Origin of the sequence: Pseudomonas sp. Y39-6 (genome assembly GCF_023651955.1) — a bacterium.
In the GTDB taxonomy this organism is placed as follows: Bacteria; Pseudomonadota; Gammaproteobacteria; order Pseudomonadales; family Pseudomonadaceae; genus Aquipseudomonas; species Aquipseudomonas veronii.
This window is the reverse complement of record NZ_CP069594.1, coordinates 6,559,803-6,583,571: the sequence shown is the minus strand read 5'-3', so window position 1 is coordinate 6,583,571 and position 23,769 is coordinate 6,559,803. Positions and strand designations below refer to the sequence as shown.

General features: G+C 62.9%; 24 protein-coding genes and 1 riboswitch. Of the genes, 15 read left to right on the top strand and 9 right to left on the bottom strand.

The genetic code is table 11. The features are described from left to right. Nucleotides 1–255: 255 nt before the first annotated feature. The 10 genes from JN756_RS30060 to madM all read left to right on the top strand — a co-directional run bounded on the left by JN756_RS30060 (nucleotide 256) and on the right by madM (nucleotide 8,091). The gene (locus tag JN756_RS30060; protein ID WP_017844991.1) at nucleotides 256–696 is read left to right on the top strand and encodes a group II truncated hemoglobin; all 441 of its coding nucleotides are present in this window, start codon (nucleotides 256–258) and stop codon (nucleotides 694–696) included. Between the two features lie 242 nt (nucleotides 697–938). Beyond that, complete coding sequence (mdcA, locus tag JN756_RS30055) at nucleotides 939–2,609, top strand: malonate decarboxylase subunit alpha (protein WP_046381767.1); 1,671 nt, start codon at nucleotides 939–941, stop codon at nucleotides 2,607–2,609. Next, on the top strand, nucleotides 2,610–3,458 hold the full coding sequence (locus JN756_RS30050; RefSeq protein WP_046381768.1) for a triphosphoribosyl-dephospho-CoA synthase: 849 nt from the start codon (nucleotides 2,610–2,612) through the stop codon (nucleotides 3,456–3,458). Beyond that, nucleotides 3,458–3,757 (top strand): malonate decarboxylase subunit delta, encoded by a 300-nt coding sequence (locus tag JN756_RS30045; protein ID WP_046381769.1) that lies wholly within the window; start codon nucleotides 3,458–3,460, stop codon nucleotides 3,755–3,757. The genes JN756_RS30050 and JN756_RS30045 overlap by 1 nt, the downstream gene beginning before the upstream one ends. Next, on the top strand, nucleotides 3,750–4,592 hold the full coding sequence (locus tag JN756_RS30040; protein WP_046381770.1) for a biotin-independent malonate decarboxylase subunit beta: 843 nt from the start codon (nucleotides 3,750–3,752) through the stop codon (nucleotides 4,590–4,592). Before JN756_RS30045 ends, JN756_RS30040 begins: the two co-directional genes overlap by 8 nt. Beyond that, nucleotides 4,589–5,359 (top strand): biotin-independent malonate decarboxylase subunit gamma, encoded by a 771-nt coding sequence (mdcE, locus tag JN756_RS30035; RefSeq protein WP_046381771.1) that lies wholly within the window; start codon nucleotides 4,589–4,591, stop codon nucleotides 5,357–5,359. The genes JN756_RS30040 and mdcE overlap by 4 nt, the downstream gene beginning before the upstream one ends. Continuing rightward, a complete protein-coding gene (locus JN756_RS30030; protein ID WP_046381772.1) occupies nucleotides 5,353–5,949 on the top strand; it encodes a malonate decarboxylase holo-ACP synthase in 597 nt (198 codons plus the stop codon). The genes mdcE and JN756_RS30030 overlap by 7 nt, the downstream gene beginning before the upstream one ends. After that, entirely contained in the window at nucleotides 5,946–6,845 is a 900-nt protein-coding gene (gene mdcH, locus JN756_RS30025) for a malonate decarboxylase subunit epsilon (protein ID WP_046381773.1), read from the top strand. The genes JN756_RS30030 and mdcH overlap by 4 nt, the downstream gene beginning before the upstream one ends. A gap of 66 nt (nucleotides 6,846–6,911) precedes the next feature. Continuing rightward, entirely contained in the window at nucleotides 6,912–7,325 is a 414-nt protein-coding gene (gene madL / locus JN756_RS30020) for a malonate transporter subunit MadL (protein WP_017844982.1), read from the top strand. Between the two features lies 1 nt (nucleotide 7,326). Next, nucleotides 7,327–8,091 carry a malonate transporter subunit MadM gene (gene madM, locus JN756_RS30015; protein WP_017844981.1) on the top strand — a complete coding sequence of 255 codons (765 nt, stop codon included), beginning with the start codon at nucleotides 7,327–7,329 and terminating at the stop codon, nucleotides 8,089–8,091. 105 nt (nucleotides 8,092–8,196) lie between these two features. Here the strand turns inward: madM and JN756_RS30010 are convergent, their stop codons facing one another. Further along, nucleotides 8,197–9,117: a LysR family transcriptional regulator gene (locus tag JN756_RS30010; RefSeq protein WP_017844980.1), complete on the bottom strand. Its 921-nt coding sequence runs from the start codon at nucleotides 9,115–9,117 to the stop codon at nucleotides 8,197–8,199. Between the two features lie 144 nt (nucleotides 9,118–9,261). Here JN756_RS30010 and trhA point away from each other — a divergent pair, with 144 nt between their 5' ends. Next, nucleotides 9,262–9,879 (top strand): PAQR family membrane homeostasis protein TrhA, encoded by a 618-nt coding sequence (trhA, locus tag JN756_RS30005; protein ID WP_017844979.1) that lies wholly within the window; start codon nucleotides 9,262–9,264, stop codon nucleotides 9,877–9,879. 141 nt (nucleotides 9,880–10,020) lie between these two features. Here trhA and JN756_RS30000 read toward each other — a convergent pair whose 3' ends face one another. Beyond that, nucleotides 10,021–10,923, bottom strand: a complete 903-nt coding sequence (locus JN756_RS30000; RefSeq protein ID WP_057003947.1) for a LysR family transcriptional regulator — start codon at nucleotides 10,921–10,923, stop codon at nucleotides 10,021–10,023. A 107-nt stretch (nucleotides 10,924–11,030) separates the two neighbouring features. Here JN756_RS30000 and JN756_RS29995 point away from each other — a divergent pair, with 107 nt between their 5' ends. After that, nucleotides 11,031–12,272: a D-amino acid dehydrogenase gene (locus tag JN756_RS29995; RefSeq protein WP_201021622.1), complete on the top strand. Its 1,242-nt coding sequence runs from the start codon at nucleotides 11,031–11,033 to the stop codon at nucleotides 12,270–12,272. Nucleotides 12,273–12,299: 27 nt separating this feature from the next. Then, nucleotides 12,300–13,202: a transporter substrate-binding domain-containing protein gene (locus tag JN756_RS29990; RefSeq protein ID WP_057003945.1), complete on the top strand. Its 903-nt coding sequence runs from the start codon at nucleotides 12,300–12,302 to the stop codon at nucleotides 13,200–13,202. 18 nt (nucleotides 13,203–13,220) lie between these two features. On the opposite strand, the gene JN756_RS29985 is transcribed toward JN756_RS29990, so the two are convergent. Together JN756_RS29985 and JN756_RS29980 are read right to left on the bottom strand one after the other, a co-directional pair. Then, nucleotides 13,221–13,940, bottom strand: a complete 720-nt coding sequence (locus JN756_RS29985; protein WP_017844975.1) for a 16S rRNA (uracil(1498)-N(3))-methyltransferase — start codon at nucleotides 13,938–13,940, stop codon at nucleotides 13,221–13,223. Nucleotides 13,941–13,979: 39 nt separating this feature from the next. Beyond that, the gene (locus JN756_RS29980; RefSeq protein ID WP_046381777.1) at nucleotides 13,980–15,386 is read right to left on the bottom strand and encodes an adenosylmethionine--8-amino-7-oxononanoate transaminase; all 1,407 of its coding nucleotides are present in this window, start codon (nucleotides 15,384–15,386) and stop codon (nucleotides 13,980–13,982) included. Between the two features lie 272 nt (nucleotides 15,387–15,658). Between JN756_RS29980 and JN756_RS29975 the strand changes: the two genes are divergently transcribed. Beyond that, a complete protein-coding gene (locus JN756_RS29975) occupies nucleotides 15,659–16,210 on the top strand; it encodes a cytochrome b (RefSeq protein ID WP_017844973.1) in 552 nt (183 codons plus the stop codon). A gap of 32 nt (nucleotides 16,211–16,242) precedes the next feature. Then, nucleotides 16,243–16,839 (top strand): YceI family protein, encoded by a 597-nt coding sequence (locus JN756_RS29970; RefSeq protein ID WP_017844972.1) that lies wholly within the window; start codon nucleotides 16,243–16,245, stop codon nucleotides 16,837–16,839. Between the two features lie 146 nt (nucleotides 16,840–16,985). On the opposite strand, the gene rhlE2 is transcribed toward JN756_RS29970, so the two are convergent. The 5 genes from rhlE2 to ahcY all read right to left on the bottom strand — a co-directional run bounded on the left by rhlE2 (nucleotide 16,986) and on the right by ahcY (nucleotide 23,565). Continuing rightward, nucleotides 16,986–18,887, bottom strand: coding sequence for an RNA helicase RhlE2 (rhlE2, locus tag JN756_RS29965; RefSeq protein WP_201021621.1), 1,902 nt, complete (start codon nucleotides 18,885–18,887; stop codon nucleotides 16,986–16,988). 222 nt (nucleotides 18,888–19,109) lie between these two features. Then, entirely contained in the window at nucleotides 19,110–19,913 is an 804-nt protein-coding gene (locus JN756_RS29960) for a substrate-binding periplasmic protein (RefSeq protein WP_057003943.1), read from the bottom strand. Between the two features lie 63 nt (nucleotides 19,914–19,976). Continuing rightward, nucleotides 19,977–21,059, bottom strand: coding sequence for a hypothetical protein (locus JN756_RS29955; protein ID WP_046381779.1), 1,083 nt, complete (start codon nucleotides 21,057–21,059; stop codon nucleotides 19,977–19,979). Nucleotides 21,060–21,137: 78 nt separating this feature from the next. Next, a complete protein-coding gene (gene metF / locus JN756_RS29950) occupies nucleotides 21,138–21,983 on the bottom strand; it encodes a methylenetetrahydrofolate reductase [NAD(P)H] (protein ID WP_017844969.1) in 846 nt (281 codons plus the stop codon). A gap of 172 nt (nucleotides 21,984–22,155) precedes the next feature. After that, nucleotides 22,156–23,565 carry an adenosylhomocysteinase gene (gene ahcY, locus JN756_RS29945; protein WP_017844968.1) on the bottom strand — a complete coding sequence of 470 codons (1,410 nt, stop codon included), beginning with the start codon at nucleotides 23,563–23,565 and terminating at the stop codon, nucleotides 22,156–22,158. Nucleotides 23,566–23,586: 21 nt separating this feature from the next. Next, nucleotides 23,587–23,693, bottom strand: a riboswitch (S-adenosyl-L-homocysteine riboswitch). Nucleotides 23,694–23,769: the final 76 nt, after the last annotated feature.

Genomic DNA, 23,769 nt, shown 5'->3' with positions numbered 1-23,769 from the left:
GACTGCCAACCACTGCCGTCATAGCCGATTGGCAGAAGATGTGACTGCCAACGCATCTGCCATCTTCGTGCTCGAATAGTTAAGTATTTGTTATCAATCAATAAAAAACACATTTCCGCTCTTGGCATGGCGCGTGCTAACTGCCTGGTCATGGCCCGTTGCGATAAACGACGGCGGCGTTATCTGCCAATGGCAGTGCTGTGTGACGCATGTGCTTGCGGGCGGGATAAAGTTCCAACATTGAGTGCTGACGATATGACTGAACTATTGAGTACCGTGCATAAGAACAACACCAGTACTTATCTCCAGTTAGGGGGAGAGGCGGGTATCCATAAACTGGTCGACCGCTTTTACGAATTGATGGAGGTGCTGTGCGAGGCGCGAAGAGTGCGCCAGATGCACCCGCCGAGTCTTGCCGGCAGCGCCGACAGTCTATTCAAGTTCCTGAGTGGCTGGCTTGGCGGCCCGCCACTGTTTCAACAGGAACGTGGCCACCCGCGTTTGCGCATGCGACATGCGCCCTTTGCAGTCAGTATTGTCGAGCGCGACGAATGGATGCTGTGCATGCGTCAGGCAATCAACGAGCAGGTGGATGACGCAGTCCTGAATGCGAAGCTGCAACGTATGTTTTCCGAAATGGCCGACCACATGATTAATACCGATGGCAGCCGCGCAGGTGTTGCGGCGCCGCTTTGAACGTCGGTTAACTCTCCCAACTGGAGGCTTCGTGCGCAAAAGCCGACGGTGGTTCCGCATTTACCTCGCTTCGAGTAGCGCCGTGGGTTGTTTTGGGGGGCATGTTGCTCCCCATTAGGCTTGACCCCGTGTCTGTCACTGATTCATTACTCCAGCCGTAACGATTCGCCGCCCAGCTTGATTGATGCCCCTCTGAATCACTCCTAAGGTACAGCCCACGACAGCAAACCCGTGGAGCGACCATGACAACAATAATTACCCCCGACTCGCGCTGGACGCGGCGGCGCGACGAGAAGCAGCGGCGGCTCGGGCTGGTCAAGCAGTATGCGGATGGGGCCGTGCTGCCCAGCGACAAAATCGTCGAGGCCCTCGAAGCCCTGATCCTCCCCGGCGACCGCGTGGTGCTGGAGGGCAATAACCAGAAGCAGGCGGATTTCCTCTCGCGCTCCCTGGCCAAGGCCGACCCGGCCAAGCTCCACGATTTGCACATGATCATGCCCAGTGTCGGCCGGTCCGAGCACTTGGACCTGTTTGAAAAGGGCATCGCGCGCAAGCTCGACTTCTCTTTCGCCGGCACCCAATCCCTGCGTATCAGCCAGTTGCTGGAAGATGGCCTGCTGGAAATCGGCGCGATCCACACCTACATCGAACTCTACGCCCGGCTGGTGGTGGACCTGATCCCCAATGTGGTGCTCTCGGCCGGTTTCATGGCCGACCGCGCCGGTAATATCTACACCGGCGCGAGTACCGAAGACACCCCGGCGCTGATCGAGCCGGCAGCGTTCAGCGATGGCATTGTCATCGTGCAGGTCAATCAGTTGGTGGATGACGTCACCGACTTGCCCCGCGTCGACATCCCGGCCAGTTGGGTCGACTTCGTGGTGGTGGCCGACAAGCCGTTCTACATCGAACCGCTGTTCACCCGTGACCCGCGCCACATCAAGCCGGTGCATGTGCTGATGGCGATGATGGCGATCCGCGGCATCTACGAAAAACACAATGTGCAGTCGCTCAACCACGGCATCGGCTTCAATACCGCCGCCATCGAATTGATCCTGCCCACCTACGGCGAATCCCTGGGTCTTAAGGGCAAGATCTGCCGCAACTGGACCCTCAACCCGCACCCCACGCTGATCCCCGCCATTGAAAGCGGCTGGGTCGAAAGCGTGCATTGCTTTGGCACTGAACTGGGCATGGAACACTACATCGCCGCCCGCCCGGATGTGTTCTTCACCGGCCGCGACGGTTCCATGCGCTCCAACCGCATGTTCTGCCAACTCGCCGGCCAATACGCGGTGGACCTGTTTATCGGCGCCACCCTGCAAGTCGACGGCGACGGGCATTCCTCCACGGTCACCCGCGGGCGCCTCGCCGGTTTCGGCGGCGCACCGAACATGGGCCACGACCCGCGTGGCCGCCGCCATGGCACCCCGGCCTGGCTCGACATGCGTCACGAGGATGCTCCCGAAGCACTCTTGGAGCGCGGCAAAAAGCTCGTGGTGCAAATGGTCGAGACGTTCCAGGAAGGCGGCAAACCGACCTTCGTCAACACCCTCGACGCGGTGGAGGTGGCGCGCAAAAGCGGCATGCCCCTGGCACCGATCATGATCTACGGTGACGACGTCACCCACTTGCTCACCGAAGAAGGCATCGCCTACCTGTACAAGGCGCGCTCCCTGGAAGAGCGCCAGGCGATGATCGCCGCCGTCGCCGGGGTGACCGCCATCGGCATGCGCCATAACCCCAAGGACACCGCGCGCATGCGCCGTGAGGGCCTGATCGCCTGGCCCGAAGACCTCGGCATCCGCCGCACCGACGCCACCCGTGAGTTGTTGGCCGCCAAGAGCGTGGCCGACTTGGTGGAGTGGTCCGGCGGTTTGTACAACCCTCCCGCCAAGTTCAGGAGCTGGTAAATGCGCGCCCTCAAACTGCACCCACTCAGCGTTGCCGAACGCCTGGCGGACCTGGCCGTCGACGCCCTGATCGACGAAGCCGACCTGTCGCCCAAACCGGCCCTGGTGGACCGTCGTGGCAACGGCGCCCACCGCGATTTGCACCTGGGCCTGATGCATGCCTCGGCGCTGTCGCTGTGGCCGATGTTCCTGGCAATGGCCGAAGCCGCCCGCGACATCGGTGAAGTCGGCTTGCCCCTGCGCGAAGCCCTCGGCCGCATCGGTCGTGAGGGTGAACAGGCGATGCTCGTCACCACCCTCGGCGTGAACACCCATCGCGGTGCGATCTGGGCCCTCGGCTTACTCACTGCGGCAGCGGCATTGGAACCCCAGTCCCTTCACCCGAATGCCGTAACCCTGACAGCGGCAAAACTGGCCCTGCTCGACGATCGCCATGCCCCGCAACCCATGAGCCACGGCGCGCAGGTGGCGCAACGCTACGGCGCACGCGGTGCCCGTGAGGAAGCCCAGCTGGGTTTCCCCTCGGTGTTGCAACGCGGCCTGCCGCAACTGCACAAAAGCCGCCAGCAACAGGCCGGTGAACAGAACGCGCGCCTGGATGCGTTGCTCGCGATCATGACCGACCTGGCCGACACCTGCGTGCTCTACCGCGCCGGCACCGCGGGCCTGCACGCCATGCAACACGGCGCCCAAGCGGTGCTCGACGCAGGCGGCAGCGCGACCCTGGCCGGTCGCCGCCATTTGCACGAACTCGACCAACAGCTGTTGGCCCTGAATGCCTCCCCCGGCGGCGCCGCCGACCTGTTGGCCGCCTGCCTGTTTATCGACCGCCTCGATGGAGCGTTTTGATGGAAACCTTATCCTTTGAATTTCCCGCCGGGCAGCCGCCCAAAGGTCGCGCGCTGGTGGGGTGTGTCGGTTCGGGCGACCTCGAAGTGCTGCTGGAACCGGGCACGCCCGGCATCCTGAGCATTCAGGTACAGACCTCGGTGAATGGCGCCGAACAGCGCTGGCAGCACCTGTTCGAGCGGATCTTCCAGGAGCACACGCCGCCCGCGTTGAACATTGATATCCACGACTTCGGTGCCACGCCCGGCGTGGTGCGCCTGCGCCTGGAACAAGGCTTCGAGGAGATCGGCCATGACTGACTTGCTCAGCAAACACAGCTTCGTCGAACTGGGCGCACGGCAGCGGGCCAAGGCCTTGTTGGACGCAGGTTCTTACCGCGAACTGATCGACCCGTTCGAACGGGTCATGTCGCCCTGGCTCAGCCGTCAGGGCGTGGTGCCCCAGGCCGACGACGGCGTGGTGATCGCCAAAGGCAACATCGCTGGCAAGCCGGTGGTGATCGCCGCGATCGAAGGCAACTTCCAGGGCGGCAGCCTCGGTGAGGTCGGCGGCGCAAAAATCGCCGGCGCCCTTGAACTGGCGGCCGAAGACAACCGCAACGGCATCCCGACCCGCGCCGTGCTGCTGCTGGAAACCGGTGGCGTGCGCCTGCAGGAAGCCAACCTGGGCCTGGCGGCGATTGCCGATATCCACGCCGCGATTGTCGATCTGCGCCAGTATCAGCCGGTGATCGGCGTGGTGGCGGGCAGCGTCGGTTGCTTTGGCGGGATGTCCATCGCCGCCGGGCTGTGCAGCTATCTGCTGGTGACCCGCGAAGCGCGCCTGGGCCTGAACGGTCCGCAGGTGATCGAGCAGGAAGCCGGCCTGGATGAATACGATTCCCGCGACCGGCCCTTTATCTGGAGCCTGACCGGTGGCGAACAACGCTTCAACAGCGGCTTGGCCGACCGTTACGTGGCGGATGATGTCGCGCAGATTCAGCAGACCGTCAGCGCGCTATTGCAGCTCGGCTTGCCCGCTCAACAACGCAGTCGCCGCGCCGACTTCTATCTGGCGCGCCTGGCTGAACTGGACGCCGAACCGCAAATCGACCCGGCGACGGTTCGCGATCTGTATCAGGGAGAACGCTCATGAGAGGCTTGCAGTGGTTCAACGCGTTGAGTGCCGGCGCCCAACCCGTGGAAGGGTTGCCGGACTCGCTGAAAGTCGCCGATGGCGTATTGGGTGAACACAAGGTGCGCTTTATCGCCGTGGTCCCCGACGCGCAAAACCGCTTCCCCCGCGCACGCAATGGCGAAGTCGGCCTGCTCGAAGGCTGGGGGTTGGCCAAAGCCGTGGATGAAGCCATTGCGACCGGCGACCAGCGCCCGTTGATCGCCATCGTCGATGTGCCGAGCCAGGCCTATGGCCGTCGCGAAGAAGCCCTCGGCATCCATCAAGCCCTGGCCGCCGCGGTCGACAGCTACGCTCGGGCCCGCCTGGCCGGGCACCCGGTGATCGGGTTGTTGGTGGGCAAGGCCATGTCCGGCGCGTTCCTCGCCCACGGCTACCAGGCCAACCGCCTGATCGCCCTGCGCGACCCCGGCGTGATGGTTCACGCCATGGGCAAGGCCTCGGCGGCGCGGGTGACCCTGCGCAGCGTCGAAGAGCTCGAAGCCCTGGCCGCCAGTGTGCCGCCGATGGCCTATGACATCGACAGTTATGCCAGCCTCGGTTTGCTCTGGGAGACCTTGTCGGTCAGCCAGATTGAACAGCCGACGAAGGACGATGTGGCGCGGGTCAGCGATTGCCTGGTCAGTGCGATCAAGGATGTCGATGGCCGTGATTTGAGCGGTCGCCTGGGTGCGCCCCATCGCGCCGCCTCCAGCCATGTGCGCCAACTGCTGCGGGCGCAATGGTGAACGCCCACGACCTGCTCTGGGGCATGACCCCGGCGCATGTGCCTGCCGATGCGCCGGCCTGGGTGCTGGAGGCGCTCGGTGCCGGGCAGCCGGTGGTGGTCCGCCGCGCCATTGCGCAACCGGGCCAGGTGGCGGTCGGCGTGCGCGGGCGTTTGCGCGAGCAGCGTTTCGCCGCCCAGATGCCGCTGGCGCTGGTGCGGCGGCGCGTGACGCCGCAAGCCCTGCGCGAGGTGACATCGCCACGGGATTTGCCGGCATTGCGGGCGCTGGCTCAACTGCGGCCGCTGCTGGCGCAGAAGGATTGGGGCGTCAGCGGCAGTGCGGGTTTTGAATTGGCCACGGGCATCGAAGCGCTGCATGACGCCAGCGATCTGGATTTGATCCTGCACACCCCCGAGCCGCTGGAGCGACGCGACGCCGAGGACTTGCTGGCGATCCTGGACACGGCGGTCTGCGCCGTGGACCTGCAACTGCAAACCCCGTTTGGCGCCGTCGCCTTGCGCGAATGGGCCGGCTCGTCACGTCGCGTATTACTCAAAACCGCCAGCGGCGCGCACCTGGTCATCGATCCCTGGCAGGCGCTGGTATGAGCAGCCTGCTGGTGTTTCCGGGGCAGGGTGCGCAACGCCCTGGCATGCTTCGGCATTTGCCCGCGTCGGTGCTGGACGAAGCCAGCGAGGCCTTGGCTGAAGACGTTCGCCAACTCGACTCTGCGCGAGCCTTGGCCAGTACCCGCGCTGTGCAGTTGTGCCTGTTGATTGCGGGTGTGGCCCATGCGCGCCTGTTGGCGCGCACGCCGGACTATGTGGCGGGTTTGTCCATCGGCGCTTACCCAGCGGCGGTGATTGCCGGTGCCCTGGACTTTGCCGACGCCGTCCGGCTGGTCAGCCTGCGTGGCGAACTGATGCAGCAGGCTTATCCACAGGGCTACGGCATGACCGCCCTGATCGGCCCGGATTTATCCACTGTCGAAACCCTGCTGGCCGACATCCATAGTCCAGAAACCCCGGTGTACCTGGCCAATATCAACGCCGACAACCAGACGGTGATCGCCGGCAGCGATGAAGCGATGCAGCGTGTCGCCCAGCGCGTCAAAGGCAACGGCATCGCCAAGCGCCTGGCCGTCAGCGTGCCGTCCCATTGCGCGCTGCTGGAGCGCCCGGCCCAGGTGCTGGCTGAAGCGTTCGTCACGCTCAAGGCTCCGCGCATCAGCTACTTGAGCAGCACCCGGGCGCGGCCGATCGGCGACCCTGCGCAACTGCGCGACGACCTGGCCTTCAACATGTGCCGCGTCGTCGACTGGCGCGGCACCGTGCAAAGCGCCTATGAGCGCGGCGTGCGCCTGCAGATCGAACTGCCCCCCGGCGCCGTTCTCACCGGCTTGTCACGCCGCGTGTTCGAACACGGCACGGTGATCGCCTGCGAAGGTGCGCGCCTGGACACCTTGCAGGCCCTGCTGGAAGAGGAGGAGCGCCGCCACCGATAAAGCACCACCCAAGGCTTTCGAAGCACAACAACAAAAAATCGATCGAGCACTTTGAGGACAACAACAATGATTATTTACGGTGTGGCATTGCTGGCGATCTGCACGCTCGCGGGCGTGATCATGGGCGACATGCTTGGCGTGTTGCTCGGCGTCAAATCCAACGTGGGCGGGGTGGGCATCGCGATGATCCTGCTGATCTGCGCACGGCTGTGGATGCACAAACGCGGCGGTATGACCAAGGATTGCGAAATGGGCGTCGGCTTCTGGGGCGCGATGTACATCCCCGTGGTGGTGGCGATGGCCGCACAGCAAAACGTGGTCACCGCTCTGCACGGCGGCCCGGTCGCGGTACTCGCGGCGATTGGTTCGGTGGTGGTGTGTGGTTGCACCATCGCGTTGATCAGCCGCACGCACAAGGGCGAACCGCTGCCCGATGAAGAACCGCTGATCACACCGACACCTGTCGTAGGAGGCCGCTGATATGTGGGCTCTCATTGAAAAGGGTTTGGAGCATAACGGCCTGGTCACTGCCTTTGCGTTCGTGGGCGTGGTGATGTGGATTTCCGTGGTGCTGTCCAAGCGTCTGACGTTCGGGCGCGTTCACGGCTCGGCGATTGCCATCGTGATCGGCCTGGTGCTGGCCTGGGTCGGCGGCACCATGACCGGCGGGCAAAAAGGCCTGGCGGATATATCGCTGTTCTCCGGCATCGGCCTGATGGGCGGCGCAATGCTGCGCGACTTCGCCATCGTCGCCACGGCGTTTGAAGTGCAAGCCACCGAAGCGCGCAAGGCCGGGATGATCGGTGTGATTGCGCTGCTGCTGGGCACGATCCTGCCGTTTATCGTCGGTGCAAGCATGGCTTGGGTGTTCGGTTATCGCGATGCGATCAGCATGACCACCATCGGCGCTGGCGCCGTGACCTACATCGTCGGCCCGGTGACCGGTGCGGCGATCGGCGCGACCTCGGATGTGATGGCGCTGTCGATTGCCACTGGCTTGATCAAGGCGATTCTGGTGATGGTCGGCACGCCGGTTGCGGCGCGTTGGATGGGCCTGGATAACCCGCGTTCGGCGATGGTGTTCGGTGGGCTGGCCGGTACGGTGAGTGGCGTGACGGCGGGGCTGGCGGCAACAGATCGGCGCCTGGTGCCGTATGGCGCGCTGACCGCGACGTTCCACACCGGGCTTGGCTGTTTGCTCGGGCCTTCGTTGCTGTACTTCATTGTGCGAGGGTTGGTGGGCTGACTTTGGGGTTTTGCGGTGATTGGGCTGGCGCTATCGGGGGCAAGCCCCTCCCACATTGAAACGCATTCCAAATGTGGGAGGGGGCTTGCCCCCGATGACGGTCTGTCAGGCTGTCACCTGCCGATTGGCATACATCCGACATTCGGCCAACAACGCCAGCAAATTCGGATCACGCTCCTTGGCCTTCAAGAACACCACCCCGATATGTTGCTGCAACCGATACCGGGGTTGCAGCGGTATCAGCTTCACGCGGTTCTCATACACCGCCGCAATCCGCCCCGGCAGCAGCGCATAACCGACCCCCGAACTGACCATGCTCAGCAGGGTGAAGATGTCATTGACCTGCATCGCCACCTTCGGTTCGAACCCCGCTTGCTTGAACACACGGTTGCCGTCCTGGTGGGTGGCGAAGCCTTGGGTGAGGGTGATGAACGTGGCGTCGCGCACGTCGGCCAGGTCGATCTGCTGGTCGCGGTCGAAGGGCGAGTCGGCGGGCGTGGCGAGGAAGATGTCGTCGGAGAACAACGCGATCTGTTCGCAATCGGGGTCGTTGGCGCGTTCGTCGAGGGAGATCAGGATCGCGTCGACTTCCATGTTCTTGAGCTTATACAGCAGGTCGAAGTTGGAGCCGAGGATCAGGTCGATGTTGAGTTCGCTGCGGCGCAGTTTCAGGCCCATGATCAGTTGCGGCACGGTTTTCACCGTCAGCGAATACAGCGAGCCGAGCTTGAAACGTTCGGCGGAGAAGCCGGCGGCTTCACGGGTCAGGCGGATGCTGTCGACTGCGTCCTGCACCAGTTTTTGTGCGCGCTCTTCGAGCACGTAGGCGCTTTCCAGCGGGGTGAGGTTGCGGCCTTCATGCTTGAACAGCGGGCAGCGCAGGGCGTTCTCCAGGGAGTGGATGGCGCGGTGTACGCTGACGTTGCTGGTTTGCAGCTCGGCAGCGGCGCGGGCCAGGTTGCCGGTACGCATGAAGGCCAGGAAGATTTCCAGCTTTTTGAGGGTGAACTCTTCGTCGATCAACATGGCCGTGGCTCTTGTTCGAATGCTGCCGATTGTGCCCGCAAAACCGTGCGGCGTCGCCGGAACGTCATAAGGCCCTTGCACTCTGATGCGCAAGGCGGGACGCTTGCCAGCCAGCGGTCAACGGTTACGGGAGGTCAGTGACAGATGTACCACGGGGAACGATTCAACGCCTGGAGCCATTTGCTCGGTGCAGTCGCGGCGTGTGTGGGCGCGGTGTGGATGTTGGTGGTGGCGAGCCTGGACGGCAGCCCCTGGAAGATTGTCAGCGTGGCGATTTATGGGTTTACGTTGATGGTGCTGTACAGCGCGTCGACGGTGTATCACAGCGTGCAGGGGCGGCGAAAAGCGATCATGCAGAAGGTCGATCACTTTTCGATCTATCTGTTGATCGCCGGCAGTTACACGCCGTTTTGCCTGGTCAGTTTAAGAGGGCCGTGGGGCTGGACGTTGTTCGGGATCGTGTGGGGGCTGGCGGTGATCGGCATTCTGCAGGAGATCAAACCGCGTTCCGAAGCACGGGTTCTGTCGATCGTGATCTATGCGGTGATGGGCTGGATCGTGCTGGTGGCGGTCAAGCCGCTGATCGCCGCGCTGGGCACGGCGGGGTTTATCTGGCTGGCGGCGGGCGGGGTGTTGTACACCGTCGGCATTATCTTTTTCGCCCTGGAGGATCGCCTGCGGCATTCCCATGGGATCTGGCATCTGTTTGTGATCGGCGGCAGTTTGCTGCATTTCGTGGCGATCATGCATTACGTGCTCTAACGCACGACGCGGTCTAAAAAATGTGGGAGGGGGCTTGCCCTCGATGGCGGTGTGTCAGTTGGCAAATATGCTGGCTGAACCACCGCCATCGGGGGCAAGCCCCCTCCCACATTGGTTCTTCAGTGGGGTTGAGGGCGCTGACTACAGGCGTTCGAGCAGCTCCCGGGCACGTTCACCGAAGATCTGCAGCAGGTTGGCCAACATGTGCGGCGGCGGTTCGTCGGCGCGGGTCAGGGCGTACAGGGTGATCGGCAGCGGCGGTGTGAGCGTGCGGATGCAGGTGGTCGCCGTCGACGCGCCGAGGGCGGTGAAGGGGTCGATGACGGTCAGGCCGGCGCCGGATTCGACCATCGCGCGGGCCAGGGAGTAGGTCTGCACCGAGAGGCTCACCCGTGGTGGCGGGTCGACTTTCTCCAGGTAACTGTCGAGCTTTGCCGCCAACGGGTCGGCGCTGGACAGGCCAATCAACGGCGCTCCCGCCAGCTCCGCCAACGGCAGCGGCTGGTGGGTTTGCGCGTCGCTCCAATAGCCCTTGGACGCCAGCGCGACCAAGGCTCCGTTGGCCAGCACTTGGGTGGTGAGCCCCGGGTGGCCGGCGAAGTTGAGGGTCAGCGCCAGGTCGATTTCGCGCATCAACAGCTTCTGCACCAACTCGCGGCTATGGTCGCTGGACAGTTCGCAGGCGATGTCCGGGTAAGCGCGTTTCCACTGCAGAATCGCCGGTGGCAGCAACGACAGCGCCAGCGCCGGGATCGCACCGATCCGCACACTCTGCGCCGGCGACCGGCGCAGACTCTTGGCCAGGCGCCTTACGCCTTGCAGGCTTTCGCTGACTTTCTCGACTTCGCGTTCCAACGCCAGGGCTTCCGGCGTGGGCTGCAATTTGCCGCGCACGCGCAGAAACAGCGGGAAGCCCAGTTGCAACTCGGCGTGCTGCAACACTTTGCTCACCGCCGGCTGCGAGACGTGCAGCAATTGCGCGGCGGCGCTGATGGAGCCGGTCTGGCGGATGGCCTGGAAGATTTCGATATGACGCAAGCGCATGGCGAGTCCATAACCTTTGCTTATAGGTGACCCATCTTTATTCATTGTCGCGGGCCTGTCACCTGCCCCTACGCTTGAGCCGTCTTATTCAACGGCGAGGAGCGGGGATGGCCAGGCAGGTTTGTATCATTGGGGGTGGGGTCATCGGCCTGGCAAGCGCCTACGCGCTGGTGCGCGCCGGGCATGACGTGACGCTGATCGACGCGCGCGACACCCTGGGCCGCGAAACCAGTTTCGCCAACGGTGGGCAGTTGTCGTATCGCTACGTTGCGCCGCTGGCCGATGCCGGCGTGCCGCTGCAAGCGCTTGGCTGGCTGCTGCGCGGTGATTCGCCATTGAAGCTGCGCCCGCGCCTCGACCCGCAGCAATGGCGCTGGATGGCGGCGTTCCTCGGCGCCTGCCGTGGCTCGGTGAACCGGCGCAATGCCGCCCACCTGCTGCGCCTGGCGAGCCTGAGCCAGGCCACCTTGGAGCAATGGCGCGAGGATGATCGCCTGGATGGCTTCGACTGGCGGCGCAACGGCAAGCTGGTGACGTTTCGCAACGCCGACACCTTCGAGCATGCGCGCCGCAAGGTCACGGATATCCTGCAACAGCAGGTGCTGTCGGCGGCCGATTGCACCCGCCTGGAGCCGGCGCTGGCGAGCGGTGGTTTTGTCGGTGGGATCTACACGCCGAACGAGGAAGTGGCCGATTGTCACGCCTTCTGCCAACGCCTGGCGGCGCGCCTGCAAGCGTCGGGGCATTGCCGCTTCTTGCTGGGGCGCAAGGTCACCGGGATCCGTCACAGCGCCGGTGCGGTGCAGGCCATCGAGTTGGGCGAGGAGGTAATGCCGGTCGAGCAACTGGTCCTCGCCGCCGGGCATCGCAGCGCTGAGTTGGGGTTGCCGGGGCTGGCGCTGCCGCTGTATCCGCTCAAGGGCTACAGCCTGAGCGTGCCGATTGGCGCGCAGCATCGGGCGCCGAATGTGAGCATCACCGACTACGACCGCAAGATCGTGTACGCCCGGATCGGCGAGCAATTGCGGGTGGCGGCGATGGTCGATATCGTCGGTTTCGACGCCGGCCTCGAGCCCAAGCGGCTCGCGTTGATCAGGCGCCAGGCGGTCGAGACATTCCCCTTGGCCGGCGACTACGCCCAGGCGGTCGAATGGGCCGGCATGCGTCCCGCCACGCCGACCGGGGTGCCGCTGATCGGCGCCAGTGCCTATCGCAACCTGTGGCTGAACCTGGGCCACGGCGCGCTCGGTTTTACCCTGGCCTGCGGCAGCGGCCAACTGCTGGCCGAACTGATCGGCCAGCACATGCCGTCGATTGATATGCAGGGCCTGGCGCCCCGCGCCGCTTGAATCGTCACACACCAACGGAGAATAACAATGAGAAAAATCCTGTTGATCGGTTGCACCCTGGGGCTTTTGTTCGGCGCGCCGGTTCAGGCGAATGAACCGCCGACAGAGGGCACGTTGAGTAAGATCGCCAGCACCCAGTCCATCACCTTGGGTTATCGCGATGCGTCGGTGCCGTTTTCCTACGTGGGCGACCAGAGCGGCAAGCCCATGGGCTATTCGGTGGACCTGGCCAACAAGATTGTCGAGCGCATCCAGCAGAAAACCGGGGTGGCCAACCTTAGCGTGAAGTACAACCTGGTGACTTCCCAGACCCGTATCCCGCTGGTGCAGAACGGCACCGTCGACCTGGAGTGCGGTTCTACCGGGGTGACCGCCGAGCGGCAGAAGCAGGTGGCGTTTTCCTACGGCTTCATCTACGTGAAGGGGCAACTGCTGACGGCGAAAGACAGCGGCATCCAAGGCTTCGCCGACCTCAAGGGCAAGAACGTGGTGACGACCGCCGGCACCACCAACGAACGCTTTCTCAAAAGTTACAACGCCGAGCACAACGGCAACCTGTCGGTGATCAGCGCCAAGGACCACGGCGAAGCCTTCAAGATGCTCGAGACCGGCCGCGCAGCCGCGTTCTATATGGACGATGCGTTGCTCTACGGCGAGCGCGCCAAGGCCAGGGACCCGCATCGCTGGGTGGTGGTGGGCGAGGAGCAGTCGCGGGAGATCTACAGCTGCATGGTGCGCAAGGACGATCCGCAGTTTCTCGCGGTGGTCAACGACACCTTGGGCGATCTGTACCGCACCGGTGAGATCAACGGGATTTACCGGCGCTGGTTTGAACAGCCGATCCCACCGAAGGGCCTGAACCTGGAGTTTCCGATGACCGCCGAGTTGAAGGCGATCTTCGCCACCCCGGTCAGCGACCCGGTGGAATAAACCCGCTCCTCGGGCCGGTCAGAAGTCGCCCCACAGTTGTTGGGCGACGGCCAGCGCGACGACCGGCGCGGTTTCGGTGCGCAACACGCGCGGGCCGAGGCGGGCGGCGTGGAAGCCGGCGTCTTGGGCGGTGTCGACTTCAGGGTCGGTCAAGCCGCCTTCGGGCCCGATCAGGAACGCCAGGCTCGATGGCTTGGCATGGCTGACCATCGGCTCGGCCACCGGGTGCAGCACCAGCTTCAGGTCCGCCTCGGTCTGCTTCAGCCAATCGGCCAGTAGCAGCGGTGGATGAATCACCGGCACCGTCGAGCGCCCGCATTGCTCGCAGGCGCTGATTGCCACCTGGCGCCAGTGCAGCAGGCGTTTGTCGGCGCGTTCGTCCTTGAGGCGCACTTCGCAGCGTTCGCTGAAAATCGGCGTGATGGCGTTGACGCCCAGTTCGGTGGCTTTCTGAATCGCCCAATCCATCCGCTCGCCGCGGGACAGGCCCTGGCCGAGGTGAATGTGCAGCGGCGATTCGGCCTGCCCGGCGAATTGCTCGGTCAGTTGCACGCTGACGTGTTTTTTACCGACCTCCAGCAACGTGCCGCGAAACTCCTGGCCGGAACCGTCGAACAATTGCACGGCATCGCCTTCGCCCATGCGCAGCACGCGGCTGATGTAGTGCGCCTGGGCTTCAGGCAATTCGTGATCGCCGAGGCTCAGCGGGGTGTCGGTGAAAAAGCGGGACAGTCTCATGTCTGTTCTCTGGAAAAAATACAAAGCTTGAAGGGCAAATCAACCTGGATCGCGAAAGCCTGGGTGGAAGTCTTTGGGCACGGCAACGCTCACCTTGCTGTTGGTGGCGATATCGATCCCTTCGCTGGCCACTTCCGCCAAAAAGTCGATCTGCTCCGGCGTAATCACATACGGCGGCAGGAAGTACACCACGCTGCCCAACGGCCGCAGCAGCGCGCCGCGCGTCAGGGCGTGCTCGAACACCTTCAGGCCACGGCGCTCCTGCCAGGGGTAGGCGGTCTTGGTGGCTTTGTCCTGGACCATCTCGATGGCCAGCACCATGCCGGTCTGGCGCACTTCTGACACATGGGGGTGGTCCGCCAGGTGCGCGGTGGCCGTGGCCATGCGCTGGGCCAGGGCCTTGTTGTTTTCGATGACGTTGTCTTCTTCGAAAATATCCAGGGTCGCCAGGGCCGCCGCGCACGCCAGCGGGTTGCCGGTGTAGCTGTGGGAATGCAGGAAGGCACGCAGGGTCGGGTAGTCGTCGTAGAAGGCGCTGTAGACATCTTCGGTGGTGACCACCGCCGCCAGCGGCAGGTAGCCGCCGGTGAGGGCCTTGGACAGGCACAGGAAGTCCGGGCGGATGCCGGCCTGTTCACAGGCGAACATGCTGCCGGTGCGGCCGAAGCCCACGGCGATTTCGTCGTGGATCAGGTGTACGCCGTAGCGGTCGCAGGCTTCGCGCAGCAGCTTGAGGTATACCGGGTGGTACATACGCATGCCGCCGGCGCCCTGGATCAGCGGTTCGACGATTACGGCGGCGACTGTGTCGTGGTTGTCCGCCAGGGTCTGTTCCATGGCCAGGAACATGTTGCGCGAGTGTTCTTCCCAGCTCATGCCCTCGGGGCGCAGGTAGCAGTCCGGGCTTGGCACCTTGATGGTGTCGAGCAGCAGCGCTTTGTAGGTTTCGGTGAACAGCGGCACGTCGCCCACCGACATCGCGGCGATGGTTTCGCCGTGGTAGCTGTTGGTCAGGGTGACGAAGCGTTTTTTGTTCGGCAGGCCGCGGTTGAGCCAGTAGTGAAAGCTCATCTTCAACGCGACTTCGATGCACGACGAACCGTTATCGGCATAGAAGCACCGGGTCAGGCCTGCGGGCGTCATCGCCACCAGGCGCTCGGACAGTTCGATCACCGGCTGGTGGCTGAAACCGGCGAGGATCACGTGTTCCAGCTGGTCGACCTGGTCTTTGATGCGTTGGTTGATGCGCGGGTTGGCGTGGCCGAACACGTTGACCCACCAGGAGCTGACGGCGTCGAGGTAGCGCTTGCCTTCGAAGTCTTCCAGCCACACGCCTTCACCGCGCTTGATCGGGATCAGCGGCAGTTGCTGGTGGTCTTTCATCTGGGTGCAGGGATGCCACAGCACCGCAAGGTCGCGTTGCATCCACTGGTTGTTCAAGCCCATCGTCTATCTCCTCGAAGCGGTCCTGCGCCCGGCGCAGGCGAAACAATCGCGCAAGCCTATGCAATGGAGGCCCGTGTCACAAGCCATTGTGGGGCAATTCGCAGTAAACACAGGACGGTCTGTCACGTTTCTTAGGAATAGTCTTAATCCCTCGTTAACGTATTGTGCCTAGGCTTATGATCATATTTCTCGATATTTCAAAGCAAAAAATTGCGCTTTAATTCGATAGGTAAATCGTTAGTCTTGAGCACAGTTCTTACGGGATTAAGTACATGCAGCTACGTAACTCACCAGCCCGCTACGGCTGGGTCAGCATGGTATTGCACTGGGGCGTGGCCCTGGTGGTGTTTGGTCTGTTCGCCCTGGGCTTGTGGATGGTCGGTCTCGACTACTACAGCGCATGGCGCAAAGACGCGCCGGATCTGCACAAAAGCATAGGCATCACGCTGTTCGCCATCATGCTGGTGCGTATCGTCTGGCGCCTGATCAGCCCGCCGCCACCGGCGCTGGCCAGCTACAGCCGGCTGACGCGGATCGGTGCTGCATTTGGCCATGGGTTCCTTTATGTCGGCTTGTTTGCCGTGATGATCGCCGGTTACCTGATTTCCACCGCGGACGGTGTGGGTATCCCGGTGTTTGGCCTGTTTGAGATTCCTGCCTTGGTTTCCGGCTTGCCGGACCAGGCAGACACCGCAGGCGTGGTGCATCTGTACCTCGCCTGGGTGCTGGTGGTTTTCGCCGGCCTGCACGGCGTGGCCGCGTTGAAACACCACTTTATCGATCGTGATGCGACCCTCACGCGAATGCTGGGGCGCAAAGCCTGATGTTCAACCTCGACTCACAAGGAATAGAAAGCATGTTGAAAAAGACACTCGCTGCTCTGGCAATCGGTTCTGCTCTGCTGTCCGCAGGCCAGGTGATGGCCGCTGACTATGTTGTCGACAAAGAAGGCCAGCACGCCTTCGTCGACTTCAAGATCAGCCACTTGGGCTACAGCTTCATCACCGGTACGTTCAAGGACCTGGACGGCAAGTTCAGCTTCGATGCCGCCAAGCCTGAAGACAGCAAGATTGAGTTCAACGTCCGCACCGCCAGCGTGTTCACCAACCACGCTGAACGTGACAAGCACATCTCCAGCAAAGACTTCCTGGACGTTGGCAAGTTTGCCGATGCCAAGTTCGTCTCCACCAGTGTTAAAACCACCGGTAAGAATGCTGCGGGCCAAGTCACTGCCGACGTGACCGGCGACCTGACCCTGCACGGCGTGACCAAGCCGATCGTCGTCAAGGCCACCTTCCTGGGTGAAGGCAAGGATCCATGGGGCGGCTACCGTGCCGGTTTTGAAGGCACCACCAGCTTCAATCGCCAAGACTTCGGCAAGCAGATGGACCTGGGCCCAGCGTCCAACAATGTTGAGCTGTACGTGACGTTTGAAGGTGTGAAAGCGAAGTAACGCTTCACTTGTTGGAGCGAGCTTGCTCGCGAAAAACGTAGAGACACCGCGTTTTTTCAGGCTGCCAGCGTTATCGTTGACGACCTTCGCGAGCAAGCTCGCTCCTACAGGCAAAAAAACCCGTATCTCGCGATACGGGTTTTTTTTTATGCTTCGCGGTTGCGGGTCAGCAGCGCTGGTTTTTCACCACGAGGACGGCCTGGCAACTGATCCAGCTGCTCTGGTGTCGGGAAGCGGTCGGCTTTCGACTCCTTGTGGATGATCTTCGGCGCAGGGCCGCCGCGTGGGTTCTGCACCGCTGGCTCGGACAAGCGTGGCTGGTCGTCACGGGCCGGGCGGCGGTTGTTGCTGCGCGAGTCTTCGCGACGCGCCTGGCCATCACGCGGTGCGCCGTTACGCGGGCCGCTGCGCTTGGCCGGTGGCGTACCGGTGGTGCCGCCGCTGCTGTTGCGCGGGCCGTTCTGACGCGCGCCCTGTGGCTGGCCGCCACGCGGTGCGCCAGTGCCAGCGCCCGGAGCCGGAGCGCCTGGACGACGGCCACGGCCCTGGGCCGGTTTGGCCTGGGGCACGTAGTCGACGCGGTTACCGAAGTTATCCACATCGTCGTCGAGGAACTCGTCCGGCGCGCGGTCGGCGCTGGCGCGTGGCGGCTGGCTTGGCTGGCTCGGCTGACGCTGTTCGCGGGCCGGGGTGCCTTCGCGGGGCTTCTGCTCGCGGGCCGGGCGTTCGCCGCGGCCGTTGGTCGACGCTTTTTCCTTGCCGCCCTTGTCCTTGCCCTTGTCGCGACGACCGCCACCACCACCGCCGCCGTTCGGGCCATCGCCCTTCGGACCGCGTGGGTTGCGTGGGTTACGCACGTCCGGACGCTCGCGCACCTCAGGCTTCTCGGCCTCAACGGTGCTGGCATCGAAGCCCATCAGGTCGCCGTCGGCGATTTTCTGCTTGGTCATGCGCTCGATGCTTTTCAGCAGTTTTTCTTCGTCCGGCGCAACCAGGGAGATGGCTTCGCCCGAACGACCGGCACGGCCGGTACGGCCGATACGGTGTACGTAGTCTTCGTCGACGTTAGGCAGCTCGAAGTTGACCACGTGCGGCAGTTGGTCGATATCCAGGCCGCGTGCGGCGATATCGGTGGCCACCAGGATGCGTACTTCACCGGCCTTGAAGTCGGCCAGCGCTTTGGTGCGCGCGTTCTGGCTCTTGTTGCCGTGGATGGCGACGGCGGTGAGGCCGTGCTTGTCCAGGTACTCGGCCAGGCGGTTGGCGCCGTGCTTGGTGCGGGTGAACACCAGCACCTGTTCCCACGCGCCGTGGGTGATCAGGTGCGCCAGCAACGAACGCTTGTGGCTGGCGGCCAGGCGGAACACGCGTTGTTCGATACGCTCGACCGTGGTGTTCGGCGGCGTGACCTCGATGCGCTCCGGGTTGTGCAGCAACTTGCCGGCCAGGGCGGTGATGTCGTTGGAGAACGTTGCCGAGAACAGCAGGTTCTGACGTTTGGCCGGCAGGCGGGCGAGGACCTTTTTCACGTCATGGACAAAGCCCATGTCGAGCATGCGGTCGGCTTCGTCGAGCACGAGGATTTCCACGTGGGACAAATCGACGCTGCCTTGGCCGCACAGGTCGAGCAGGCGACCCGGGCAGGCGACGAGGACGTCAACGCCACGGGACATGGCCTGAACCTGTGGGTTCATGCCGACGCCGCCGAAGATGCAGGCGCTGACGAACTTCAGGTCGCGGGCATACAGCTTGAAGCTGTCGTGCACTTGGGCGGCGAGTTCGCGGGTAGGGGTCAGGACCAGTACGCGCGGTTGGCGCGGGCCATGACGCTGGGACTTGTCCGGGTGACCATTGGGGAACAACCGCTCCAGAATCGGGAGGGCGAAGCTGCCGGTTTTACCAGTACCTGTCTGAGCCGCAACCATCAGGTCGCGACCTTGCAACACGGCGGGAATAGCCCGCTGTTGCACCGGAGTAGGCTCGGTATAGCCCGCTGCCTCGATGGCGCGGACTAAAGCCTCGGAGAGACCGAGGGAAGCAAAGGACATGAGTAATCCTGTTTTAGTTAGGGCTTGGCCCAAAGGGATAATCTTGCCGGGCGTGAATGGCGCTTAGGGGAGCGCAACCCCGTCCGGTCCTGCTGCGTCTGGCGGACACTCCAATGGCTCGCGCGGGCCGCAAAGCTGCGCAGTAGCTGGGTTGGGTGTCTTTTTCAAGACCTCAGCGGCCGGGCGTAAGCCTGGCGGGAAGGTCCGAGTATAACAGAGCAATCACCGCGCGCTGCTTTCCTGCTGCTCAACGGTGTGTTCGTGCAGTGTAATCGGCGCCGCTGCGCTTTGAATACCACCATATTTGGCACTCAAGGCGGCGTAGGCCGGCTCTTGTTTGAAGCGCTTGAGTTCGGCGGCAAAGCGCTGCACCAGCAGGTCCATGCCCGCGCCACGGCGCACGGCGAGGAACTGCTGCTGGCGGCGGATCACGGCGGGCGCCTGGCTGACCTGGCCTTCCAGGCCCAAGGCCGCGATCACATGCTGGCCGACCCTGCGGTCAGTCACCAGCAGATCGATGCGGCCAAGCAGCAATTTGCCGAAGTTCGCTTCATGACTCGGCGCCGGCTCGCGTTGGAACATGTTGGACTCACTGAATTCGGCGCCGTACAGGTAACCCGGCGAGGTGCCCACGGTCAGCCCGCGCAACTCGTCGAGGGTCTGGACCGGGTGGGGCCGCTCATTGGCGTAGAACAGCACGAACTCCACTTCCGACAGCGGTTCGCTGGGGTACAGCAGCAGGGCATCGCGCTCATGGCTGTGGAAAATGTCCAGCGCGCCGTCGGCGTGGCCTTGTTCGAGCATCGCCAGGCAGCGTTTCCACGGCAGGAATTGCCACTGCACATCGACGCCCAGGCGCTGGAACACGATCACCGTGGTTTCATAGTCCAGCCCGCGCATCGTGCCGTTGTCGTCATACACGTAAGGCGCCCACGGTTCGGTGACGATGCGCAATTTCTCGCCGTGAGCGGCCAGGCTCAGGCAAGTAAAAAGAGTCGCAGTCAACAGCTTCAGAAGGGCGGACATGGCCTGAGGTTACGATGCTCCTGAATGAAAGAGAAGCTCTGGCACGCGCATCTGCAAGGATCGTTATTTGGCGGGCGAGGTTATCAAGTGTTCGTAGATCGCGCTGCGCCGCTCGCCCAGAATCAGCCTGACCACCGGGTTGGCGAACCAGTGCTCCAGTTGGTGGGCGTCGAGCGGACGTTGCTGGCGCTCTTCCTGATTCTGCCGCGCCTTGTCCCACCACACCGGGCCACACGCCTGGTCGAACTCGTTCTCGTGCTCGTAGCAACCGTAGAGAACTTCGCGGATGAACTGCTGCTGGTGCTTGGGCAAGAGCAGGGTGATCAGTTTGTACATCAGGCGCTGCAAGCGCGGCGGGCGCGGCAGGTGCGAGGAAACCTGACGCGTGTCGGCCAGGGCCTGCGCGCTGGTGGGGGCGGCCGCATGCTTGGCGATCCACGCCTTGACCTTGGCGCGGAACAGCTGCTTGCGGCTCCAGTAATGGTGGATCAGGTCCGGGCACTCGCGCACATTCACGGTGCGGTAGGCGGCGATCGACAGGCAGAACTCTTCCAGGGTGTAGGCGCCCTGGGCGTGGGGGAACAGTTCGTCCATCAACTCGATGGAGCGATCGAGGATGTGCGCGTCCTGTTGCGTCAGGCCGATGACGCCGGAGTTGAGGGTCATCATGTCATCGTCGGCCACGCCCATGTCCAGCAGGTGCTGGTGCAAGGCGCTATAGAGGATGCTTTCGTGATTGTCGCCGTACTTGGTGTAGAAGGCGTTGCACAGCAGAGTGCCGGGTTGCACGCGCTCGAACAGGGCTGTGGGCGAATGGTGGAAGAAGGTGTCGGTGTCGATCAGCAGGGCTGTCGACGACTCTTCCAGCACCTGGCGCAGCACCACGTGTTTGGTGCGGAAGTGATAGCCATGGGGCTCGCTCCAGCGTTTGCGGGTGGCGTCGTCCAGCGGGCGCACGCGTACCGGCAGCAGGCGATAGGGTTCGGGGTTGTCGCTGAATACCTGGATGTCCACGACGGCGTCCGGGGTGTCCTGCAGAAAAGCCAAGGCGCTGGCGATACTGAAGACGGCTTCCTGATGGTAGGTCTGGGCACCGAAAACCAGATACACCAGTTGCGGGCGGGAAGTCGTGGGGACTGTATTCATGGACTGCTGGGTTCCGTGGGCATGTAAAACGACAAAGGCCCTCGTAGAAACGAGGGCCTTGGCACAGCCGGGCAAACTTCAGCGTGGCAGCTTGAGGTTGTTCCAGATGGCAAGGCTAGGTTCAGCCTGGTTCAGGGTATAGAAATGCAGCCCTGGCGCACCACCTTGCAACAATTGTTCACACATCTCACTGATTACCTGTTCGCCGAATGCCTGGATGCTTTTGACGTCGTCGCCATAGGCTTCCAGTTGCTTACGCACCCAGCGTGGGATCTCAGCACCGCAGGCGTCGGAGAAGCGCGCCAGCTTGCTGTAGTTGGTGATCGGCATGATGCCTGGCACGATCGGGATGTTCACACCCATGGCCCGTACACGCTCGACGAAGTAGAAGTAGCTGTCGGCGTTGAAGAAGTACTGGGTGATCGCACTGTCGGCGCCGGCGTTGGCCTTGCGCACGAAATTCTGCAGATCGTCTTCGAAGTTGCGCGCCTGTGGATGCATCTCCGGGTAAGCGGCCACTTCGATGTGGAAGTGATCGCCGCTTTCTTCGCGGATGAAGCTCACCAGGTCGTTGGCGTAGCGCAGCTCACCGCTGGCCATGCCCATGCCGGATGGCAGGTCACCGCGCAGGGCGACGATGCGCTTGATGCCGGCGCCTTTGTATTGGGTCAGCAGGGCGCGCAGGTCGGCCTTGCTGTCGCCCACGCACGACAAGTGCGGCGCGGCGGGAATTTTGACTTCGCTTTCCAGCTGCAACACGGTGTTGATCGTGCGGTCACGGGTCGAGCCGCCAGCGCCGTAGGTGCAGGAGAAGAAGTCGGGGTGGTAGCTGGCCAACTGCTTGGCAGTCGCCATCAGTTTTTCATGCCCAGCATCGGTCTTGGTCGGAAAGAACTCGAAGCTGTAGCGACGGTCTTGGGACATGGTAATACCCTTGGAAACTCAGAAGCCGACTGTGCAACCCACCTGCACTGTAGGAGCGAGCTTGCTCGCGAAGAACGTCAACGATAACGCGTCAAACAGGCTGTACGCGGTGCCGTTGGGTTTTTCGCGAGCAAGCTCGCTCCTACAGGTTAGAGCAGGTGGAGCTGGTTACTTAGTAGCGGTAAGCGTGCGGCTTGAACGGACCTTCGACGGTCACGCCGATGTAGTCGGCCTGGGTCTTGGTCAGTTGAGTCACCACGCCGCCGAAGCCGCGGACCATTTCCAGGGCCACTTCTTCGTCGAGTTTCTTCGGCAGCACTTCCACGGTCAGACGCTCGGCTTTCTGGGCCGGCGACAGGTCGGCGTACTTCTGGCCGAACAGGAAGATCTGCGCCAGTACCTGGTTGGCGAACGAGCCGTCCATGATGCGGCTTGGGTGGCCAGTGGCGTTACCCAGGTTTACCAGGCGGCCTTCGGCCAGCAGGATCAGGTAGTCGTCGTTCTGCGGGTCGAAATCGCCCGAGCCGGTACGGTGAACCTTGTGTACCTGTGGCTTCACTTCTTCCCATGCCCAGTTCTTGCGCATGAAAGCGGTGTCGATTTCATTGTCGAAGTGACCGATGTTGCACACCACGGCGCGCTTCTTCAGGGCCTTGAGCATGTTGGCATCGCAGACATTCACGTTACCGGTGGTGGTGACGATCAGGTCGATCTTGCCCAGCAGGGCCTTGTCGATGCTCGCTTCGCTGCCATCGTTGATGCCATCGATGAACGGCGAAACCACTTCGAAACCGTCCATGCAGGCTTGCATGGCGCAGATCGGGTCGACTTCGGAGACCTTGACGATCATGCCTTCCTGGCGCAGGGACTGGGACGAACCCTTGCCAACGTCTCCGTAGCCGATCACCAGGGCTTGCTTGCCCGACAGCAGGTGGTCGGTGCCGCGCTTGATCGCATCGTTCAGGCTGTGACGGCAGCCGTACTTGTTGTCGTTCTTGCTCTTGGTCACCGAGTCGTTGACGTTGATGGCCGGGATTTTCAGCTCGCCCTTGGCCAGCATGTCCAGCAGGCGGTGTACGCCGGTGGTGGTTTCTTCGGTCACGCCGTGGACGCGGTCGAGGATCTGCGGGTACTTCTTGTGCAGCAGCTCGGTCAGGTCGCCGCCGTCGTCGAGGACCATGTTGGCATCCCAAGGCGCGCCATCTTTCAGGATGGTTTGCTCCAGGCACCATTCGTACTCTGCTTCGGTCTCGCCTTTCCAGGCGAATACCGGGATACCGGCAGCAGCGATGGCGGCGGCGGCCTGGTCTTGTGTCGAGAAGATGTTGCAGGACGACCAACGCACTTCGGCACCCAGGGCAACCAGGGTTTCGATCAACACGGCAGTCTGGATGGTCATGTGGATGCAGCCGAGAATCTTCGCGCCCTTGAGCGGTTGCTCAGCGGCGTACTTGCGACGCAGGCCCATCAGGGCAGGCATTTCGGATTCGGCGATAAAGGTTTCGCGACGGCCCCAGGCAGCGAGGGACATGTCGGCGACTTTGTAGTCGTTGAAATCTGCAGGCGTAATTACAGCGCTCATGAAGAGCCTCCATTCGTAGTGTGCGAATGGGCGCCGTTGTGCGTTTAGTATCAGGCCAGGACAACCAGGCCGGACAACGCCCCATCCGAGCCTGACAGGTCTAACCTGCTGCAGCGCCCCTCGGACAGGTGGCGGGAGAACGGTATCAACTGAAGATGACCGTTTTGAAGCGGGTGCGATTATAGCTGTGTACGCGGCACTTCC

Coding starts and splice junctions, on each gene's coding strand:
- JN756_RS30000 (WP_057003947.1), bottom strand. CDS start 10,923: ATGCGCTTGCGTCATATCGAAATCTTCCAGGCCATCCGCCAGACCGGC.
- JN756_RS29970 (WP_017844972.1), top strand. CDS start 16,243: ATGTTGAAAAAGACACTCGCTGCTCTGGCAATCGGTTCTGCTCTGCTG.
- mdcH (WP_046381773.1), top strand. CDS start 5,946: ATGAGCAGCCTGCTGGTGTTTCCGGGGCAGGGTGCGCAACGCCCTGGC.
- JN756_RS30060 (WP_017844991.1), top strand. CDS start 256: ATGACTGAACTATTGAGTACCGTGCATAAGAACAACACCAGTACTTAT.
- JN756_RS29990 (WP_057003945.1), top strand. CDS start 12,300: ATGAGAAAAATCCTGTTGATCGGTTGCACCCTGGGGCTTTTGTTCGGC.
- JN756_RS30045 (WP_046381769.1), top strand. CDS start 3,458: ATGGAAACCTTATCCTTTGAATTTCCCGCCGGGCAGCCGCCCAAAGGT.
- metF (WP_017844969.1), bottom strand. CDS start 21,983: ATGTCCCAAGACCGTCGCTACAGCTTCGAGTTCTTTCCGACCAAGACC.
- JN756_RS30040 (WP_046381770.1), top strand. CDS start 3,750: ATGACTGACTTGCTCAGCAAACACAGCTTCGTCGAACTGGGCGCACGG.
- mdcA (WP_046381767.1), top strand. CDS start 939: ATGACAACAATAATTACCCCCGACTCGCGCTGGACGCGGCGGCGCGAC.
- JN756_RS30030 (WP_046381772.1), top strand. CDS start 5,353: ATGGTGAACGCCCACGACCTGCTCTGGGGCATGACCCCGGCGCATGTG.
- JN756_RS29960 (WP_057003943.1), bottom strand. CDS start 19,913: ATGTCCGCCCTTCTGAAGCTGTTGACTGCGACTCTTTTTACTTGCCTG.
- JN756_RS30010 (WP_017844980.1), bottom strand. CDS start 9,117: ATGTTGATCGACGAAGAGTTCACCCTCAAAAAGCTGGAAATCTTCCTG.
- ahcY (WP_017844968.1), bottom strand. CDS start 23,565: ATGAGCGCTGTAATTACGCCTGCAGATTTCAACGACTACAAAGTCGCC.
- madL (WP_017844982.1), top strand. CDS start 6,912: ATGATTATTTACGGTGTGGCATTGCTGGCGATCTGCACGCTCGCGGGC.
- JN756_RS29985 (WP_017844975.1), bottom strand. CDS start 13,940: ATGAGACTGTCCCGCTTTTTCACCGACACCCCGCTGAGCCTCGGCGAT.
- JN756_RS29995 (WP_201021622.1), top strand. CDS start 11,031: ATGGCCAGGCAGGTTTGTATCATTGGGGGTGGGGTCATCGGCCTGGCA.
- JN756_RS29975 (WP_017844973.1), top strand. CDS start 15,659: ATGCAGCTACGTAACTCACCAGCCCGCTACGGCTGGGTCAGCATGGTA.
- JN756_RS29980 (WP_046381777.1), bottom strand. CDS start 15,386: ATGGGCTTGAACAACCAGTGGATGCAACGCGACCTTGCGGTGCTGTGG.
- JN756_RS29955 (WP_046381779.1), bottom strand. CDS start 21,059: ATGAATACAGTCCCCACGACTTCCCGCCCGCAACTGGTGTATCTGGTT.
- mdcE (WP_046381771.1), top strand. CDS start 4,589: ATGAGAGGCTTGCAGTGGTTCAACGCGTTGAGTGCCGGCGCCCAACCC.
- rhlE2 (WP_201021621.1), bottom strand. CDS start 18,887: ATGTCCTTTGCTTCCCTCGGTCTCTCCGAGGCTTTAGTCCGCGCCATC.
- JN756_RS30050 (WP_046381768.1), top strand. CDS start 2,610: ATGCGCGCCCTCAAACTGCACCCACTCAGCGTTGCCGAACGCCTGGCG.
- madM (WP_017844981.1), top strand. CDS start 7,327: ATGTGGGCTCTCATTGAAAAGGGTTTGGAGCATAACGGCCTGGTCACT.
- trhA (WP_017844979.1), top strand. CDS start 9,262: ATGTACCACGGGGAACGATTCAACGCCTGGAGCCATTTGCTCGGTGCA.